This window comes from Streptomyces sp. NPDC001709, assembly GCF_053596375.1.
In genome coordinates, this window is record NZ_JBSFGB010000007.1 from 169,127 (window position 1) to 186,576 (window position 17,450).

Here is a 17,450-nt window from a genome sequence, read left to right on the forward strand (position 1 = left end):
TCCCCAAGAGAGAGTGTGAGAGTGCTCGTACTCGTCGCTCCCGGCCAGGGCGCCCAGACGCCCGGCTTCCTGACTCCCTGGCTCGACCTCCCCGGTGCCGCGGACCGCGTCGCCGCATGGTCGGACGCCATCGGACTGGACCTGGTGCATTACGGCACCCAGGCCGACGCCGACGCCATCCGTGACACCGCGGTGGCCCAGCCGCTGCTGGTCGCCGCCGGGATCCTGTCCGCCGCGGCACTCGGTGACATGTCGGAGATCGCTCCGGGCGCGGTCGCCGGTCACAGTGTCGGCGAGTTCACCGCCGCCGTCCTCGCGGGCGTCCTGGACGACACCGCCGCGCTCGGCCTGGTCCGCACGCGGGGTCTGGCGATGGCCGACGCCGCCGCGATCACCGAGACCGGTATGTCGGCGCTGCTCGGCGGCGACCCCGAGGTCTCCGTCGCGCACCTGGAGAAGCTGGGCCTGACCCCGGCGAACATCAACGGCGCGGGCCAGATCGTCGCCGCGGGCACGCTGGAGCAGCTGGCCGCGCTGAGCGAGGACAAGCCCGAGGGCGTCCGCAAGGTCGTCGCGCTGAAGGTCGCCGGCGCCTTCCACACCCACCACATGGCTCCCGCCGTGGAGACGCTGGCCAAGGCCGCCACGGAGCTGGCGCCGGCCGACCCGAAGCTCCGTTACGTCTCCAACAAGGACGGTCAGGCCGTCGCGACCGGCACCGAGGTGCTCGATCGGCTGGTCGGCCAGGTCGCCAACCCCGTGCGCTGGGACCTGTGCATGGAGACCTTCAAGGAGCTGGGCGTCACCGCGCTCGTCGAGGTGTGCCCGGGCGGCACGCTGACCGGCCTGGCCAAGCGCGCGCTGCCCGGCGTCAAGACGCTGGCCCTGAAGACCCCCGACGACCTCGACGCGGCCCGTGCGCTCATCGCTGAGCACGCCGGCGCCGGCGCCTAAGGAGCCGTAGATGGCGAAGATCAAGCCCAGCAAGGGCGCCCCGTATGCGCGCATCCTCGGTGTCGGCGGCTACCGGCCGACGCGGGTGGTGCCCAACGAGGTGATCCTCGAGAAGATCGACTCGTCCGACGAGTGGATCCGCTCGCGCTCCGGCATCGAGACCCGGCACTGGGCGGGTCCCGAGGAGACCGTGGCCGCGATGGCCATCGAGGCCTCCGGCAAGGCGATCGCGGACTCCGGTATCGACGCCGGGCAGATCGGTGCCGTGGTCGTCTCGACCGTCTCGCACTTCAGCCAGACCCCGGCCGTCGCCACCGAGATCGCCGACAAGCTGGGCACGAACAAGGCCGCCGCCTTCGACATCTCCGCGGGCTGCGCGGGCTTCGGCTACGGCCTGACGCTCGCCAAGGGCATGGTGGTGGAAGGTTCCGCCGAGTACGTGCTCGTCATCGGCGTGGAGCGGCTCAGCGACCTGACCGACCTGGAGGACCGGGCCACGGCCTTCCTGTTCGGCGACGGCGCCGGCGCGGTCATCGTCGGCCCCTCGCAGGAGCCCGCGATCGGCCCGACCGTGTGGGGCTCCGAGGGCGACAAGGCCGAGACCATCAAGCAGACCGTCCCGTGGGACCGGTTCCGGCTCGGAGACGTGGCCGAACTGCCGCTCGACAGCGACGGCAACCTCAAGTTCCCCGCGATCACGCAGGAAGGCCAGGCGGTGTTCCGCTGGGCCGTGTTCGAGATGGCGAAGGTCGCCCAGCAGGCGCTGGACGCGGCCGGGATCAGCCCGGACGACCTGGACGTCTTCATCCCGCACCAGGCCAATGTGCGGATCATCGACTCGATGGTGAAGACTCTCAAACTGCCGGAGCATGTCACGGTCGCCCGGGACATCCGCACCACCGGCAACACCTCGGCCGCCTCGATTCCGCTCGCGATGGAGCGGCTTCTGGCGACCGGGGAGGCGAAGAGCGGCGACACCGCGCTCGTCATCGGATTCGGGGCGGGTCTCGTCTACGCCGCCACGGTCGTTACCCTCCCCTAGGCACTCCGTGCCGGATCAAGCGATTCGGCAGGGGGACAACTGCCACAAACCGTCTGGAACATCGAAGAAGGAGCGCCTGACATGGCCGCCACTCAGGAAGAGATCGTCAAGGGTCTCGCCGAGATCGTGAACGAGATCGCTGGCATCCCGGTTGAGGACGTCCAGTTGGACAAGTCCTTCACCGACGACCTGGACGTCGACTCGCTGTCCATGGTCGAGGTCGTCGTCGCCGCCGAGGAGCGCTTCGACGTGAAGATCCCGGACGAGGATGTCAAGAACCTCAAGACCGTCGGCGACGCCACCGACTACATCCTCAAGCACCAGGCCTGAGCCACCCTTCAGGCCCCAGGCTGCTAGGCCCCGCCACCCGGCGGTGGCGCCGTTGAATCCCGTATCCGTTGGAGAAAGAATTCCCGTGAGCCCGACCAATCGCACCGTGGTCGTCACCGGTATCGGCGCAACCACACCGCTGGGTGGCGACGCAGCCTCGACCTGGGAGGGTCTGATCGCCGGCAAGTCCGGCGCCAAGCCCCTGGAGCAGGAGTGGGCGGCCGAGCAGGCCGTCCGTATCGCGGCCCCGGTCGCCGTGGAGCCCACCGAGGTCATCCCCCGGCCGCAGGCCCGCAAGCTGGACCGGTCCGCGCAGTTCGCGCTGATCGCCACCCAGGAGGCCTGGAAGGACGCGGGCTTCACCGGCAAGGCCGGCGAGGACGGCAGCGTCGACCCGGACCGGCTGGGTGCCGTGATCGCCTCCGGCATCGGCGGCGTGACCACGCTGCTCGACCAGTACGACGTGCTCAAGGAGAAGGGCGTCCGCCGCGTCTCCCCGCACACCGTCCCCATGCTGATGCCGAACAGCCCCTCGGCCAACGTGGGCCTGCTCGTGGGCGCCCGTGCGGGCGTGCACACGCCGGTCTCCGCGTGCGCCTCGGGCGCCGAGGCCATCGGCTACGCCATCGAGATGATCCGCACCGGCCGGGCCGACGTCGTCGTCGCCGGTGGTACGGAGGCGGCCATCCACCCGCTGCCGATCGCCGCGTTCGGCAACATGATGGCGATGTCCAAGAACAACGAGAACCCGCAGCGTGCCTCGCGTCCCTACGACGTCGACCGCGACGGCTTCGTCCTCGGCGAGGGCGCCGGTGTGATCGTCCTGGAGTCCGCCGAGCACGCCGCGAAGCGCGGTGCGCGGGTGTACGCCGAGGCGGTCGGGCAGGGCATCTCCGCCGACAGCCACGACATCGTGCAGCCGGAGCCGGAGGGCCGCGGCATCTCCCACGCGCTGCAGAACCTGCTGGACAACACCGACCTGGACCCGGCCGAGATCGTGCACGTCAACGCGCACGCCACGTCGACGCCGGCCGGTGACATCGCCGAACTGAAGGCGCTGCGGAAGGTGTTCGGCGACGACGTGGACCACATGGCGGTCTCCGCGACCAAGTCCATGACCGGGCATCTGCTCGGTGGCGCGGGCGGCGTGGAGTCGGTCGCGACCGTGCTCGCGCTGTACCACCGGGTGGCGCCGCCGACGATCAACGTCGAGAACATCGACCCCGAGGCGGAGGCCAACGCCGACGTCGTCCGGGGCGAGGCCCGCAAGCTGCCGGTCGAGGGCCGGATCGCCGCGCTGAACGACTCGTTCGGGTTCGGCGGGCACAACGTGGTGCTGGCGTTCAGGACCGTCTGAGAACGTGAGTGAGGGCCCCTGCCGGTCGGCAGGGGCCCTCACTCGTGCTCGAACGCGGGGAACGGACGCTCACACCACCTGGTGCAGCCAGCGCACCGGTGCTCCCTCCCCCGCATACCTGAACGGCTCCAGCTCGTCGTCCCAGGGCTTCCCGAGGAGTTTGGCGATCTCCGCTTCCAGGTCGGTCTCCCCCCGCTGAGAGCGCGTCAGCGCCGCGCGCAGGCGGTCCTCGGGGATCAGGATGTCGCCGTGGATGCCGGTGACGGCGTGGAAGATGCCGAGGTCGGGGGTGCAGCTGTAGCGCTCGCCCTCGGCGGTCGGGCAGGGCTCCGCGGTGACCTCGAAGCGGAGCAGGTGCCAGCCGCGCAGGGCGGAGGCCAGCTTGGAGGCCGTACCGGCCTCGCCCTGCCAGGAGAACTCCGAGCGCCAGGTGCCGGGGGCCGCGGGCTGCCGGATCCAGTCGAGGTTGACGCGCGTGCCGAGCACCCCCGCGACGGCCCACTCGACGTGCGGGCACAGCGCGCGCGGCGCGGAGTGCACGTACAGAACTCCACGTGTCGTCACCGGAACCTCCGGGCAGAGCGGGACATCTTGCGGACTGGCTGGCGGCTGTGGCGCGACGGCCGCGTTGATGGCGAGGCTACCCTGCGGCGGTGCAAGGAGTGTGACGTACCGTCGGTCCCGGTGCCAGGAAACCTCTGCCATTCACCCAGGGGGACGCTTGTACGGGGGTGCTCCGTTCCAAGGTGCCGGGTCGGGAACCCTCGCACGTTGTTATGGGGGGAAGCAGATACGAAGACCCGGTGGCATCCGGGTTCGTCGACGAGGGGACCAGCAGGGATGCGGAAGCCGAGCAGCCGTGCGCGAGCCGCTCTCGCCGTAGTGACGGCCGCCGTGCTCGGCGTCGCCGGATGCGACGCCGGGGGCGGGGGTTCGCCCGGCCCCGGGGACACCAAGGCGCGCGCCGCCAGACCCGCGCCGCTGTGGAACCGCAGCCCGGGCTCGGTCGCCGCGGTCGGCGACTCCATCACCCGCGGTTTCGACGCGTGCACGGTGCTGTCGGACTGCCCCGAGGTGTCCTGGGCGACGGGCAGCGACGCGAAGGTCGACAGCCTGGCGGTGCGGCTGCTCGGGGTCGCGGGCGCGGCGGAGCGCAGCTGGAACTACGCGGTGACCGGCGCCCGTATGGCGGACCTGCCGGAGCAGATGTCCCAGGCGGCGGCACGCGATCCGGACCTGGTGACGGTGATGGTGGGCGCGAACGACGCGTGCCGGTCCTCGGCGCGGGCGATGACCTCGGTGGCCGGCTTCCGCGCGGACTTCGAGGAGGCGCTGCACACGCTGCGTGCGGCCTCACCGAAGACCCAGGTCTACGTGGCGAGCGTGCCGAACCTGAAGCGGCTGTGGTCCGAGGGCCGGACCAATCCGCTGGGCAAGGAGGTGTGGAAGCTCGGCATCTGCCCCTCGATGCTGTCCGGCGCGGACGACCTGACCAACGCGGCGACGCTGCGCCGGGACCAGGTGCAGCAGCGGGTGGTGGAGTACAACAAGGTGCTGCAGCAGGTCTGCGCCAAGGACCGCCGCTGCCGCTTCGACGGGGGCGCGGTCTACGACTTCCGCTTCGGCACCGACCAGCTCAGCCACTGGGACTGGTTCCACCCCAGCAAGGACGGTCAGGCCCGGCTCGCGGCGATCGCGTACCGGACGATCACCGCGGCCGATCCGGTTGCGTAAGGCACCGATCCCCTACTGTTTTCCACATGAGCAAACTTTTCGGCACACTTTCCGACGGCACCGAGGTCCATCGCTGGACCCTTGAGCGCGCCGGGACACGCGTGGAGGTCCTGACGTACGGCGGGATCGTGCGGTCGGTCCAGGTGCCGGACCGGGAGGGCCGGACGGCGAACGTGGTGCTGGGCTTCCCCGGCCTGGACGGCTATCTCGCACACCCGGAGCCGTACTTCGGCGCCCTCGTCGGCCGCTACGCCAACCGGATCGGGCACGCCCGTTTCCCGCTGGACGGCGCGGTCTACGCCCTGGAGCCGAACAACGGCCCGAACTCCCTGCACGGCGGCGTGCGCGGCTTCGACAAGCGGGTGTGGAGGGCGGAACCCGTCGGCGACGCGGCGCACGGGGTACGGCTGAGCCGGGTGAGCCCGCACGGCGAGGAGGGCTTCCCGGGCCGCCTGGAGGTGTCGGCGACCTACACCCTGGACGCCTCCGGCGCGCTCCGGATCGCCTACGAGGCGGTCACGGACGCCCCGACCGTGATCAACCTCACCAACCACAGCTACTTCAACCTGGCCGGCGCGGGCCACTCCGGCGGCCACGAACTGCGCCTCGCCGCCTCCCGCTTCACCCCCGTCGACGCGGACCTGATCCCGACGGGCGCCCTGCAGGACGTGACCGGCTCCCGCTTCGACTTCCGCACCTCCCGCAAGGTCGGCTCGGGCTACGACCACAACTTCGTCCTGGACAAGGGCGTGACGGAGGCCGCGCAGGAGGTCGCCGAGCTGCACGAGCCGTCCTCCGGCCGCACCCTGACCGTGGCGACGACCGAGCCGGGCCTCCAGCTGTACACGGCCGACCACCTGACGGACCCCTTCGCCCCGGGCGACGGCATCGCCCTGGAGACCCAGCACTTTCCGGACTCGCCGAACCGGCCTGGGTTCCCGAGCACGGTGTTGCGGCCGAGGCAGGTGTTCCGTTCGGAGACGGTGTACGGGTTCGGGGTGCGCTAGACGGTCTCGCCGCGCATCCGCTTGGCCGCCTTGCCCAGCATGGCCATCGCGCCGCCGCAGATCAGCAGCGTGCAGCCGCCGATGGCGACCCCATGGATGTCCCTGCCCTTGATGCCCTCGCCCGTCACCGTCGTGGCCAGCACGAAGATGATCGAGTACAGGCTCCGCCCCACCTTCGCCCCGGCCGGGATCACCTGGAGCAGCTGCGGAATGGTGGTCGCGGCGGCCAGCGCCATGCCGAAGGGCAGGGCGGCGGCGGTCATCAGAGCCCCGAAGCCGAAGGAGTTGCCGTACGCGCCCCAGCCGGCGCCCTTGTAGAGCAGGTAGCCGGTGGCGGCGAGGGACAGCAGGACCAGCAGTCCGTTGACATACGCGGCCTGTGTGGCGGCCTTGCGGGCGCCGGGCAGATGCGCGGCCGGGGAGCGCCAGGCGTCCGCCGTGATGAGCCGCAGCTGCCGCTTGAGGCCCTGCATCTGCAGCAGCGAGAAGACACCGAAGGCCAGCAGACCCAGTCCGGCGAGCGCCGCGACGAATCCGAGGGGCTTTTGGGTGATGCCGTAGTGGACACCGCCGAAGGTGAGCGGGAGGCCGAGGATCATGCCGTAGGCCATGGGCTTGGCCTTCGCCTGGATCTTCAGCACCAGGTCGCGCTGGTCCGGCGTGAGGTTGGGATCCAGCCGCATCCGGCCCTCGCCGATGTGCTGGGCGGGCGGCTGGGGTGACTGCTGCGGAGGGTAGGGCTGCTGGGGCGGGTAGGGCTGTTGCGGCGGGTACGGCTGCTGGGGGTATCCCTGTGGCGGGTAGGGCTGCTGGGGCGGGTACGGCTGCTGCGGCGCGTAGGGCTGCTGCGGATACGGCTGTTGGTACTGCGGCTGCTGCCCATACGGTCCCGCGGGCGGCGGCTGCTGCCCGTACGGCCCTGTCGGCTGCTGCTGGCCTGGATACACGTTGTCTTCTCCCCCGTGCCCGCTGTCTTCCGGTGTTCGCGGGCCGGGAGTCTATCCGTAACGCAGCCGGGGGCCACGAGCCCCGGTCCAGGGGTCAGGTCCCGGACCGGGGCTGCTCGTGGGGGGACTTGTCCCGGATCAGACGTTAATCGGCGCGGTGAGCCTGCGGTCCGCGATCGAGCGTCCGGCGGCGATCTCGTACGAACCTTTCACAAACGTCCATGCCTTCGCCTTCTCGTCCCAGACCTCGAAGGTGCGGCGCGGGAGGGTGACGGTCACCTCGACGCTCTCGCCGGGACCGGCCTCGGCGGAGGCGAAGCCGGCCAGGTGCCGAACCGGGCGCTCGGGGTCGGGCCCGACCGGGGAGACGTAGACCTGGACGACCTCGCGGCCGGGCCGGGCGCCCGTGTTGCGCAGGCGGATGCGCGCGGTGGTGCCGTCGGCGTCCAGGGACTCGTAGGTCCAGTCGGTGTAGCCGAGGCCGTGGCCGAAGGGGTAGGCCGGGGTGCGGCCGGCCTGCTCCCAGGCGCGGTAGCCGATGAACACGCCCTCGGTGTACGGCAGTTCGCCGTCGGCCGGGGTGACCTGGGTGACCGGGGCGTCGGCGAGGGAGCCCCAGGTGGTGGGGAGCCGGCCGCCGGGCTCGTGGGCGCCGGTGAGGACGTCGGCGAGGGCGGCGCCGCCCTCCTGGCCGGGGAACCAGCTGAGCAGGACGGCGGCGACCTCCTCACGCCAGGGCAGTTCCACCGGGGAGCCGGAGTTGACGACCACGACGGTGTTCGGGTTGGCGGCGGCGACCGCGCGGACCAGGTCGTCCTGGCGGCCGGGGAGCGTGAGATCCGTACGGTCGAAGCCCTCGGACTCCACGCGGTCGGTGGTGGCGACCATGACGACGGCCGTGTCGGCGTTCCGCGCGGCCTCGACGGCCTCCGCGATCAGCTCGTCGGGGTCGCGCTGCGGCTCGGAGTGGGTGAGCGCGAAGGTGACGACCTTCATCGGGATGTCGTCGGGGAGCTGGACGAGGTAGGTGAGGGAGACGTCCACCGGTTCGCCGGCGGTGAGTTCGGCCTGGGCGCGGGGGACGGGGGCGCCGAAGAAGGCGTCGAAGGGGTCGTCCTTGTCGGAGCGCTGGACGTCGTCGAAGTACGTGGTGCCGTCGACGGTGAGGGTGAAGGCGCCCATGCCCTTGATGCCGAAAGTGTGCGGGCCGGTGGCGCGGGGGGTGAAGGTGCCGGTCAGCTCGACGGTGTGCAGGGTGTCGTGGGTGACGCCCTCGGGGAGGTCGGAACCCATCCACTGGATCAGCCCGTTCGGGGCGGAGCGGGTGCCGATCACGTTTCCGGCGGCGTCGCGGCAGACGGCCTTGAGGCCGAACCCCCGGTCGGCCACGGCGAGTTCGGTGGCCGGGTCGGCGCCGACGGCGTAGCTCAGGGTGCCCTCGGGGAGGGCGGCGGTGAGGCCGTCGAGCGGGGAGACGATCCGGTCCGGGAAGACGGTGGCGGAGCCGCCGCCGAGGACGCGGGCGTCGCGGGCGGCGGCGCCGATCAGGGCCACCGTGCCGCCCGGCGCCAGCGGCAGGGCGGCGTTCTCGTTGCGGACGAGGACGAAGGAGCGGCGGGAGATCTCGCGGGCGAGGGCCTCGCCGTCGACGGGCGCGGGCGGCTCGGGTACGACGGGTTCGGCACCGTCGAGGATCCCGACGCGGGCGGCGAGCCGCAAGACGCGCCGTACGGCGGCGTCGACGGCGGCCTCGGTGACCTTGCCGTCCCGGACGGCCTGGGCGAGGGCGGCGCCGTAGACGGTCCGGGGCCCGGGCATGGCGACATCCAGCCCTCCGCCGATGGCGCCGACGGTGTCCCGGGCGGCCATCCAGTCGGAGACGTTGAACCCGTCGAAGCCCCACTCACCCCGCAGGACTTCGTTGACCAGGTAGTGGTGCTCGGTCATCGTCGTGCCGTTGACCGTGTTGTAGGCCGTCATGATGCCCCACGGGTGGGCGTTCTCGACGATGGCCTCGAAGGGGGCCAGGTACAGCTCGCGCAGGGCGCGTTCGGGGACCAGGTTGTTCACGGTGAAGCGGTCGGTCTCGGCGTCGTTGGCGACGAAGTGCTTGACGGTGGTGCCGACGCCGCCGGACTGGACGCCGGACACATATCCGATGCCGATGACGCCGGTCAGGTACGGATCCTCGCTGTAGCACTCGAAGTGCCGCCCGCCGAGCGGCGAACGGTGCAGGTTGACGGTCGGCGCGAGGAGCACGTGGACGCCCTTGCGGCGGGCCTCCTGGGCGAGCAGCACACCCGCCCGGCGGGCGAGTTCGGGGTCCCAGGTGGCGGCGAGCGCGGTCGGCGAGGGCAGGGCGACGGAGGGATCGTCCGCGGTCCAGCGCACGCCGCGGACGCCGATCGGCCCGTCGGACATGACCAGGGACCTGAGCCCGATCTCCGGCAGGGCGGGCAGGGTCCACATGTCCTGACCGGCCAGCAGCCGCGCCTTGGCGTCGAGGCCGAGCCGCCCGAGTGCTTCCTCCACGACCGCCTCGCGGGCGCTGTCGGCCGGGGTGGGCTGGGATCCCGCCATCGCGGTACCTCCTCGTGTGTACGTCCGTGCTGCAGGGCGCCTCCATCGTGCACCGGTTACCTGTAGAGCGGTAGGTTTCGTTATCGTGCCGTTACTTCAGCCTCCCGTGGATGCCGTACGGTGACGTCATGAACGCGAGGGTCAGGAGCGAGGAGCGGCGCGCGGAGATCGTCGGGGCGGCGCTCGAGGTGATCGCCGAGCGTGGCTACCGGGGCGCGAGCCTGGCCGCGGTCGCCGAGCGCGTCGGCCTCACCCAGCAGGGTCTGCTGCACTACTTCCCCACCAAGGACGCCCTGCTGGTGGCCGTGCTCCAGGAGCGCGACCGATGGGACGCGGTGCCGGACACCCGGTGGCGGGTGGATCTGCTGGCCTCGCTGGTGGAGTACAACGCGATGCGACCGGCGATCATCCAGACGTTCTCGGCCCTGCTCGGGGAGAGCGTGACGGAGGGACATCCGGCGCGCTCGTACTTCACCGAACGGTATGCGCGCGTACGGGAGTCCATGACGGAGGTACTGCGCGCGGAGTACGGGGACCGACTACCGAACGGCCTCACACCCCAACGAACCGCTCCGCTGCTCGTCGCCGTGATGGACGGGCTGCAGTACCAGTGGCTGCTGGACCCGGAGTCGGTGGACATGCCGGGGGCGTTCCGGGACTTTCTGCGGTTGCTGGGCGAGCGGGTGGACTGAGGGGCCCCTCAGTTACCGCCCCCCACCGCCGCTACGACTTCCACCTCCACCTGTGCCTCCGGGCGGAACAGGCGCGGCACCTCGAACGTCATGCTTGTCGGTGGGGTCCCCGTGAGGAACTGTCGTCGTACGGTGCCGTATTCGTCGAGCTTGGTGATGTCGGTCAGGTAGGTGCGGATGTTGATGACGTCGGCGAGGCTCGCGCCGTGGGACTTCAGCAGGGCGTCGATCGTCTCGAAGACGCCGCGGGTCTGCTCGGCCAGTGTCGCGCCGTCGGCGATCTGGCCCGAGAGGAACAACAGGGCGCTGCCGTCGGCGTGTTCGACGCGGGCGACCTGGGAGTAGTAGGGGCTGAGGGGCTGTGGTGCGGAGGCGGGGCTGGCCAGGGTGATGTGCACGGGGAGTCCTTCAGGCGGTACGGATGATGTGGGCGGCGGCTCGCGCGATGTCGGCGCGGGACAGGGTGGGGTCGTCCTCGGTGGCCTGCCGGAGGGTCTCCAACACCGCTGCGGTGGCGGGCAGTTCGGCGGCTGCCGCCGCGATCCGCAGGTCCTTCACTGCCAGGTCGGTCGAGAAGTGCACCCCGTCGGCGAGGGCACGTTCGAGGGCGCCGCCCAGGGGGCCCGCCGCCAGGGCCGTGCGGGCGGTGTGGCCGTCGAGGCCCAGTGCGGCGGCGAGCCGCAGCGCCTCGGCGACGAGGCCGACGCCGCCGATCACCGCCGTGTTGACGACGAGTTTGAGGGCGGCCCCTGAGCCGAGGGGGCCGGTGCGGGTGACCGTGCCGAGGTGCGCGAGGACGTGCTCGACGGCGGCCGCCTCCCCGCCCGCGAGGATGCCGAGCGTGCCCTCGGCGGCCCGGTCCGTGCTGCCCATGACCGGCGCGTCGACGAGGGTGACCCCGTCCTTGAGCCGCCCGGCCAGGTCCCGTACGGCGTCCGGGCCGACGGTGGACATCTCCACCCAGGTCGTGCCCGGCCGCAGTTCGGGGGTGACGGCGTCGGCGACGGCGGTGAGCGCGTCCGGTCCGGCGAGCATGGTGATCACGACGTCGGCGTCCCGGACGGCCGCCGCGGGTGTCGCGGCGGGCGTGGCCCCCTCGGCCGCGAGCGGCTCTGCCCGCGCCGGGGTGCGGTTCCAGACGGTGAGCGGGTGACCGGCCGCGAGCAGCCGCCCGGCCATCGGGGCGCCCATGCTGCCCAGCCCCAGGAAGGCGACCTTCTCCGGCTTCTCCAGGTTCTCCGGCTTCTCCGGGTTCTCCGGGTTCCTCATGTTCATGGCTTCGACGCTAGGGCCGCCCCTGCGATGCGACAAGCGAATGTCTAGCATTGCTGCCATGCTGACTACGCATATCGAAGGGGAGTTTCCCGACCTGTCCACCGTCTGGCTCCGGGCCTTCCTGGAAGTCGCCCGGCACGGCTCGTTCACCGTGGCCGCACGGACGCTGGGGTGGACCCAGTCGGCGGTGTCCCGGCAGATCTCCTCCCTGGAGTCGGCCCTCGGCGGCGGTCCGCTCTTCGACCGGCTGCCGCGGGGTGTCCGGCTCACCGAGGCCGGCCAGGCCCTGGTGCCGTACGCCGAGGCCGTGTCCGAGTCGCTGGGCGGCGCCGCGCGCGAACTGGCCGAGCTGCGCGCGGCGGCGGGCGGGCGGCTGCGGTTCGGGGCGTTCGCCACCGCCGACGCGGCGCTCGTCCCGCACGCGCTGGCCGCGTTCCACGCCCGCCATCCGCGCGTCCGTGTCTCGCGCGAGGAGGGCCTCTCCCCCGCCCTGCTCGACCGGCTGACGGCCGGTCACCTCGACCTCGCGGTGGTCTCCACGACGGGCCGCGCCCCGCTGGAGGCGTACACGCTGCACCATCTGCTCGACGAGACCCTCTACGTCGCCGTCCCCGCCGGCCATCCGCTCGCCGCGACCGACGGGCCGGTGCGGCTGGCCCGGCTCGCCGACGCCGACTGGATCGCCGGCAGCCCCCGGCCCGAGGGCACCCTTCTCGACGCGGCGGTGCGGCAGGGCTTCCGCCCGCGCGTCGCACACGTCGTGGCCGAGTGGACCGCCAAGCAGGGCTACGTCGCCGCGGGGCTGGGGGTGACCCTGGTACCGGCGCTGGCCGCCGCGTCCGTCCGGCCGGACGTCGCCCTGCTGCCGATCGACGCCGAGGACGCCCCGCCGCGCGCGGTGTACGCGGCGACGGTCCGCGGCCACGCGGTGACGACGGCGGTACGGGCCTTCATAGCGGTTCTCCGGGAGGCGGCGGCACTCATTCCGGGGTGAGCCGGTGCGGTACGGGCGCGCCGTGCCGGTGCCCGGGCACCCCGCTACTCCGGAGCGGTGCAGCTGGCGTCGGTCACGGAGTCGTCGTCGCCGGTCTCCTCGCCCAGCAGCTCGCGGGCGAGCAGCGTCGCGCCCGCGACCGCGCCCGGCATCAGGAACACCGCGACGAACGGGACCAGGAAGGCCAGGCCGAGGGGCGTGCCGAAGCCCCAGACCAGGGCCTTGCGGGAGCGGAGCAGGGCGAGCCGGGCACGCAGTTCCACGCCCCGGCGCTGGAGGGCCACGGCGGTCAGTTCCTCGGCGAGGAAGAAGCCGGTGACGAAAAAGCCGATCACGGGGACGACGGTCTGGCCGACGAACGGCAGGAAGCCGAGGGCGAAGAGCAGCACGCCCCACAGCGCGGCCCGCACCAGGACGCGCAGGCTGTCCCGGGCCGAGATCCACAGCTCGCGCCAGAGCGGCAGGCCCGAGCGCGGGGCGCTGCCGTCGGGCGAGACGTCGGCGTCGACCTGCTCCGACAGGTTCTCGTAGAAGGGCTGGCCGACGAGCAGGGTGACCGCCGTGAACGTCAGCACGGCCAGCAGCAGGCCGAGGGCGAACAGGACGGCCGTCAGGAAGCCGCGGAACAGGCCCTGCCAGGGGCTGGACCAGTCGTCGGCGAACGGGGTCGCCCAGCTGACCGCGTCCTCGCCCCACACGGCGAGCGCGACCAGCGCCGCCGCGTAGAGGACCAGGGTGATCAGCCCGGGCAGCAGCCCGAAGCCGTAACGCCGGCCGTGCCGGGCCATCCAGCGCTGGCCCTTCAGCAGATGACCGAATCCCGCCCCAAGATCGCGCATGGCGGAGACTCTACCGATTCTCCGGCGGCCGGCATGCGCCGCCTGAGGCGTCAGACTCAGGCCTCAGGCGTCCAGCATCCGGCCCTCAGGCGTCCAGCATCCGGCGCAGCAGGTCGCGCAGGGAACGGCGCTCCTCCTCCGACAGGCCGGCGAGGGGCTCACGGGCGAAGCGGAGGCCCTCGCGCAGGTCCTTGGCCATGCGCACGCCCTCGTCCGTGGCGGCGGCCAGCTTCACGCGGCGGTCGGCGGGGTCCGGGCGGCGCTCGACCAGCCCCCGGGACTCCAGGCGGTCCACTATGCCGGTGACGTTGGACGGCTCGCACTTCAGCTTCTGCGCCAGCTTGCGCATGGGCAGCGGCTCCAGCGAGAGCAGGCTGAGCAGCCGGGCCTGCGGTCCGGTCAGCGTGTGCTCGCCCGCCGCCTTCTCGTAGTCCGCGTAGAAGCGGGCGACGACGTCACCGATCAGTTCGACGACCTCCATGGTCAGGGCGTCGGGGCGGCGGGGCTGCGATGGGGTGGACATGCTCTCCAGGATAGCCGGTTACTTGACATCCTGAAATATTCAGGAGCATGGTTGTTTCAGGTTCTGAAGTATTTGAGGAAGGCCCCGTCATGATCAACCGTGAGTGGCACCTGCTCAGCCGTCCCGTCGGCTGGCCGAAGCCGGAGGACTTCGCCCTCGTGGAGTCCCCCGTCCCGACCCCCGGCGAGGGCCAGGTCCTGGTGCGGAACAAGTACCTCTCCGTCGACCCGTACATGCGCGGAAGGATGTCGGCGGCCAAGTCCTACGCCGCCCCCTTCGAGCTGGGCAAGGTCATGCAGGGCGGTGCGGTCGGCGAGGTCGTCGAGTCCCGCGCCGAGGGCATCTCCGCCGGCGACCACGTCCTGCACTTCTTCGGCTGGCGCGAGTACGCGGTCGTGGACGCGAAGAACGCCGTCAAGGTGGGCCCGACGGCCGTACCGCCCGTGAAGGCCGAGGAGGCGGACGTCCCCCTGTCGGCGTATCTCGGCGTCCTCGGCATGACCGGCCTGACCGCCTACGCCGGCCTGCTGCGCACCGCGTCCTTCAAGGAGGGCGACATCGTGTTCGTCTCCGGCGCCGCGGGTGCCGTGGGCAGCGAGGTCGGCCAGCTCGCCAAGCTCCTGGGCGCCTCGCGGGTGATCGGCTCGGCCGGCTCCGACGAGAAGGTCAAGCTGCTGGTCGAGGAGTACGGCTTCGACGCCGCGTTCAACTATAAGAACGGCCCGGTCGCCGAGCAGCTGCGCGAGGCCGCGCCCGACGGCATCGACGTGTACTTCGACAATGTCGGCGGGGACCACCTGGAGGCCGCCATCGGCTCGCTCCGCGAGGGTGGCCGTATCGCCGTCTGCGGCATGATCTCCGTCTACAACGACACCGAGCCCGCGCCGGGACCGAGGAACCTCACCCGGCTCATCGCGACCCGGGGCCGCATCGAGGGCTTCCTGGTCGGCGACCACTACGACCTGCAGCCGGAGTTCGTCCAGAAGGTCGCGCCGTGGGTCGCCTCGGGCGAGCTGAAGTACCGCGAGACGGTCGTCGAGGGCATCGAGAACACCCTGGAGGCGTTCCTCGGGGTCCTGCGCGGCGACAACATCGGCAAGATGATCGTCAAGCTCTGAGACCCGGCAAGGCCTGGCCTAAGCTTTCCGGCATGCGGTAACTTCTTTCCGAATTCCGTCGTCGATCGTGGGCGCGAGTCGCGGCGGACCGAGGAGGAAGACAACCGCATGCCCATCACGCAGTCCGACGTCCTGTACACCGCCGTCGCCACCGCCGAGAACGGCCGGGACGGCCGGGTCGCCACGGATGACGGCCGGCTCGACGTCGTCGTCAACCCGCCCAAGGAGATGGGCGGCAGCGGGGCCGGGACCAACCCGGAGCAGCTGTTCGCCGCGGGATACTCCGCCTGCTTCCAGGGGGCGCTGGGCGTTGTCGCCCGGGCCGAGGGGGCCGATGTCTCCGGGTCGACCGTCACCGCGAAGGTCGGTATCGGCAAGAACGACGACGGGTTCGGGATCATCGTGGAGATCTCGGCGAGCATTCCCAACGTATCCGCCGAGGTGGCGCGGGGTCTGGTCGAGAAGGCCCACCAGGTGTGCCCGTACTCGAAGGCGACTCGGGGCAACATCACCGTGACGCTGGTCTGACAGTCGTCGTTTCAGACTGCGGAGGCCGCACCCTTGGACGTGGGGTGCGGTCTCTTTTTCGGCGGGGGGCGTGTGCCGGGTGCGGTGCGTCTTCGGGTGCGGGTTGTGGTGGGTTGCTCGCGCCCGCGCGGCGGAGCCGCATGTCAAACACAGCCCCGCGCCCCTTCAGGTTGGACCGCTGCCCGCTTCCCGAGAAGCGAGCGTCAGATACGCCCGATCGCCGCCCGGTGCAGCACGCCCACGAAGGCGTCGTTCTCCGGTGCCGCCCCTCCCGGAAAGGCCATCCGCCGGCGCGTGTAGCCGTACGCCAGGCCGCTGCGCGGGTCCGCGAAGGCCTGGGAGCCGCCCGCGCCGCTGTGGCCGAAGGCGCCGGCGCCCAGGACCGGGTGGCGCGCGTCGGCGGTGGCCTGGAAGCCGAGGCCGTACGAGCGGTGGGCGCGGGCCACCAGGTCGTAGCCGACGGAGTGGATCTGGCCGACCTCGGCGACCGTGTCCGGCTTCAGCAGGGGTGGGCGGTCGTCCAGTTCGCTGATCGCCGCCGCGTACATCTTGGCGAGCCCCCGCGCGGAGGCGACGCCGCCCGCCGACGCCGGTCCCTTGGCCCGTACGAGGCGAGAGTTGGCATGGTCGGCCAGTGTGCCCGGCTCCGGGACGTGCGTGTTGAAGGCGATGGAGGTCAGGGTGTGCGGGCCGGTCGGCTCGGCGTCCAGCAGGGCCTGCTGCTCGGGGGTCGGGAGCATCGGCTGGACCGAGCGGAAGCGGGGCTCCTCGGACCCGGGCAGGCCCAGGAAGAAGTCCAGGCCGTACGGGGCGCGCACCCGCTCCTCGTACACCTCCTGGAGGGTGTGGCCCGTGGCCCGGCGGACCACCTCTCCGGTGAGCGCGCCGATGACGAGCGCGTGGTAGCCGAAGGCGGTCCCCGGGCGCCAGAACGGCTTCTGGTCGGCGAGCCGTTCGGCCATGGCGCGGTCGTCGGCCAGCTCCTCGGCGGAGAACCCGGCGTCGATCCCGACCAGGCCCGCGCGGTGCGACAGCAGGTCCCGCAGGATCACCGCGCCCTTGCCCTCGGCGCCGAACTCGGGCCAGTAGTAGGTCACTTTGCGGTCCAGCTCCAGCGTGCCGTCCTGCACCAGGAGCGCGACCACCAGGTGTGCGGCGCCCTTGGAGGACGAGAACACGCCGTACAGGGAGTCAGCCTCCGCGCCCGCCCACAGGTCGACGACCTGCCGTCCGTGCACATACGCGCACAACTGGCCCTCGTAGTCGTCCCGTTCGGCGGCGACGAAGGCGGCGAACTCCTCACGCACCGCCTCGAAGCCCTCGGCGACCGTGCCGTGGACGGTGATCTGCTGCGTCATCCGCTCTCCTCAACTGAGCCGCTGCTGCCCCTCAGCACAACGCGCGTTCCCGCTTCGGGCGTTCCCGAGACCGGTACGGCGCGATGTGCATGTTCGACTCAACCGCCGCAGGCGCCCGTGGGTGTCATCGCTGCCCCGGATGGCGGATGGCGCAGGGGGTGGCGCACGGATG

18 protein-coding genes are annotated in these 17,450 nt (G+C 71.7%); 10 read left to right on the forward strand and 8 right to left on the reverse strand.

Features of this window, described 5'->3' with window-relative positions; all coding sequences use genetic code 11:
- Window positions 1–21: 21 nt before the first annotated feature.
- The 4 genes from ACWC0C_RS13380 (at window position 22) to ACWC0C_RS13395 (ending at window position 3,683) form a co-directional block, all read left to right on the forward strand.
- Complete coding sequence (locus tag ACWC0C_RS13380; protein ID WP_450863848.1) at window positions 22–954, forward strand: ACP S-malonyltransferase; 933 nt, start codon at window positions 22–24, stop codon at window positions 952–954.
- Window positions 955–964: 10 nt separating this feature from the next.
- Window positions 965–1,996 (forward strand): beta-ketoacyl-ACP synthase 3, encoded by a 1,032-nt coding sequence (locus ACWC0C_RS13385; protein WP_450863850.1) that lies wholly within the window; start codon window positions 965–967, stop codon window positions 1,994–1,996.
- Window positions 1,997–2,077: 81 nt separating this feature from the next.
- Window positions 2,078–2,326 (forward strand): acyl carrier protein, encoded by a 249-nt coding sequence (locus ACWC0C_RS13390; RefSeq protein WP_067123645.1) that lies wholly within the window; start codon window positions 2,078–2,080, stop codon window positions 2,324–2,326.
- Window positions 2,327–2,411: 85 nt separating this feature from the next.
- Window positions 2,412–3,683, forward strand: a complete 1,272-nt coding sequence (locus ACWC0C_RS13395) for a beta-ketoacyl-[acyl-carrier-protein] synthase family protein (protein WP_449197911.1) — start codon at window positions 2,412–2,414, stop codon at window positions 3,681–3,683.
- 69 nt (window positions 3,684–3,752) lie between these two features.
- On the opposite strand, the gene ACWC0C_RS13400 is transcribed toward ACWC0C_RS13395, so the two are convergent.
- The gene (locus ACWC0C_RS13400) at window positions 3,753–4,247 is read right to left on the reverse strand and encodes a DUF3145 domain-containing protein (protein ID WP_030341287.1); all 495 of its coding nucleotides are present in this window, start codon (window positions 4,245–4,247) and stop codon (window positions 3,753–3,755) included.
- 276 nt (window positions 4,248–4,523) lie between these two features.
- Here ACWC0C_RS13400 and ACWC0C_RS13405 point away from each other — a divergent pair, with 276 nt between their 5' ends.
- Window positions 4,524–5,417 (forward strand): SGNH/GDSL hydrolase family protein, encoded by an 894-nt coding sequence (locus ACWC0C_RS13405; protein WP_449197912.1) that lies wholly within the window; start codon window positions 4,524–4,526, stop codon window positions 5,415–5,417.
- 26 nt (window positions 5,418–5,443) lie between these two features.
- Complete coding sequence (locus ACWC0C_RS13410; RefSeq protein WP_450863853.1) at window positions 5,444–6,424, forward strand: aldose epimerase family protein; 981 nt, start codon at window positions 5,444–5,446, stop codon at window positions 6,422–6,424.
- Here ACWC0C_RS13410 and ACWC0C_RS13415 read toward each other — a convergent pair.
- Entirely contained in the window at window positions 6,421–7,371 is a 951-nt protein-coding gene (locus ACWC0C_RS13415; protein WP_450863855.1) for a hypothetical protein, read from the reverse strand. The genes ACWC0C_RS13410 and ACWC0C_RS13415 overlap by 4 nt on opposite strands.
- A gap of 138 nt (window positions 7,372–7,509) precedes the next feature.
- A complete protein-coding gene (locus tag ACWC0C_RS13420; protein ID WP_450863856.1) occupies window positions 7,510–9,951 on the reverse strand; it encodes a glycoside hydrolase family 3 protein in 2,442 nt (813 codons plus the stop codon).
- Window positions 9,952–10,061: 110 nt separating this feature from the next.
- Between ACWC0C_RS13420 and ACWC0C_RS13425 the strand changes: the two genes are divergently transcribed.
- On the forward strand, window positions 10,062–10,643 hold the full coding sequence (locus tag ACWC0C_RS13425) for a TetR/AcrR family transcriptional regulator (RefSeq protein WP_449197916.1): 582 nt from the start codon (window positions 10,062–10,064) through the stop codon (window positions 10,641–10,643).
- Window positions 10,644–10,651: 8 nt separating this feature from the next.
- Here the strand turns inward: ACWC0C_RS13425 and ACWC0C_RS13430 are convergent, their stop codons facing one another.
- Entirely contained in the window at window positions 10,652–11,041 is a 390-nt protein-coding gene (locus tag ACWC0C_RS13430; RefSeq protein ID WP_450863858.1) for a RidA family protein, read from the reverse strand.
- 10 nt (window positions 11,042–11,051) lie between these two features.
- The gene (locus ACWC0C_RS13435) at window positions 11,052–11,918 is read right to left on the reverse strand and encodes an NAD(P)-dependent oxidoreductase (protein WP_450863860.1); all 867 of its coding nucleotides are present in this window, start codon (window positions 11,916–11,918) and stop codon (window positions 11,052–11,054) included.
- 58 nt (window positions 11,919–11,976) lie between these two features.
- Here ACWC0C_RS13435 and ACWC0C_RS13440 point away from each other — a divergent pair, with 58 nt between their 5' ends.
- Window positions 11,977–12,912: a LysR family transcriptional regulator gene (locus ACWC0C_RS13440; protein ID WP_450863862.1), complete on the forward strand. Its 936-nt coding sequence runs from the start codon at window positions 11,977–11,979 to the stop codon at window positions 12,910–12,912.
- Window positions 12,913–12,956: 44 nt separating this feature from the next.
- Here the strand turns inward: ACWC0C_RS13440 and ACWC0C_RS13445 are convergent, their stop codons facing one another.
- Together ACWC0C_RS13445 and ACWC0C_RS13450 are read right to left on the reverse strand one after the other, a co-directional pair.
- The gene (locus ACWC0C_RS13445; RefSeq protein ID WP_450863864.1) at window positions 12,957–13,751 is read right to left on the reverse strand and encodes an EI24 domain-containing protein; all 795 of its coding nucleotides are present in this window, start codon (window positions 13,749–13,751) and stop codon (window positions 12,957–12,959) included.
- An 85-nt stretch (window positions 13,752–13,836) separates the two neighbouring features.
- The gene (locus ACWC0C_RS13450) at window positions 13,837–14,274 is read right to left on the reverse strand and encodes a MarR family winged helix-turn-helix transcriptional regulator (RefSeq protein WP_449197927.1); all 438 of its coding nucleotides are present in this window, start codon (window positions 14,272–14,274) and stop codon (window positions 13,837–13,839) included.
- Between the two features lie 89 nt (window positions 14,275–14,363).
- On the opposite strand from ACWC0C_RS13450, the gene ACWC0C_RS13455 reads away from it, so the two are divergent.
- Together ACWC0C_RS13455 and ACWC0C_RS13460 are read left to right on the forward strand one after the other, a co-directional pair.
- Window positions 14,364–15,392, forward strand: a complete 1,029-nt coding sequence (locus ACWC0C_RS13455; protein ID WP_449197928.1) for an NADP-dependent oxidoreductase — start codon at window positions 14,364–14,366, stop codon at window positions 15,390–15,392.
- 108 nt (window positions 15,393–15,500) lie between these two features.
- Complete coding sequence (locus tag ACWC0C_RS13460; protein WP_449197929.1) at window positions 15,501–15,920, forward strand: organic hydroperoxide resistance protein; 420 nt, start codon at window positions 15,501–15,503, stop codon at window positions 15,918–15,920.
- Between the two features lie 203 nt (window positions 15,921–16,123).
- Here the strand turns inward: ACWC0C_RS13460 and ACWC0C_RS13465 are convergent, their stop codons facing one another.
- Window positions 16,124–17,278, reverse strand: a complete 1,155-nt coding sequence (locus ACWC0C_RS13465; protein ID WP_450863867.1) for a serine hydrolase domain-containing protein — start codon at window positions 17,276–17,278, stop codon at window positions 16,124–16,126.
- Window positions 17,279–17,450 lie beyond the last annotated feature (172 nt).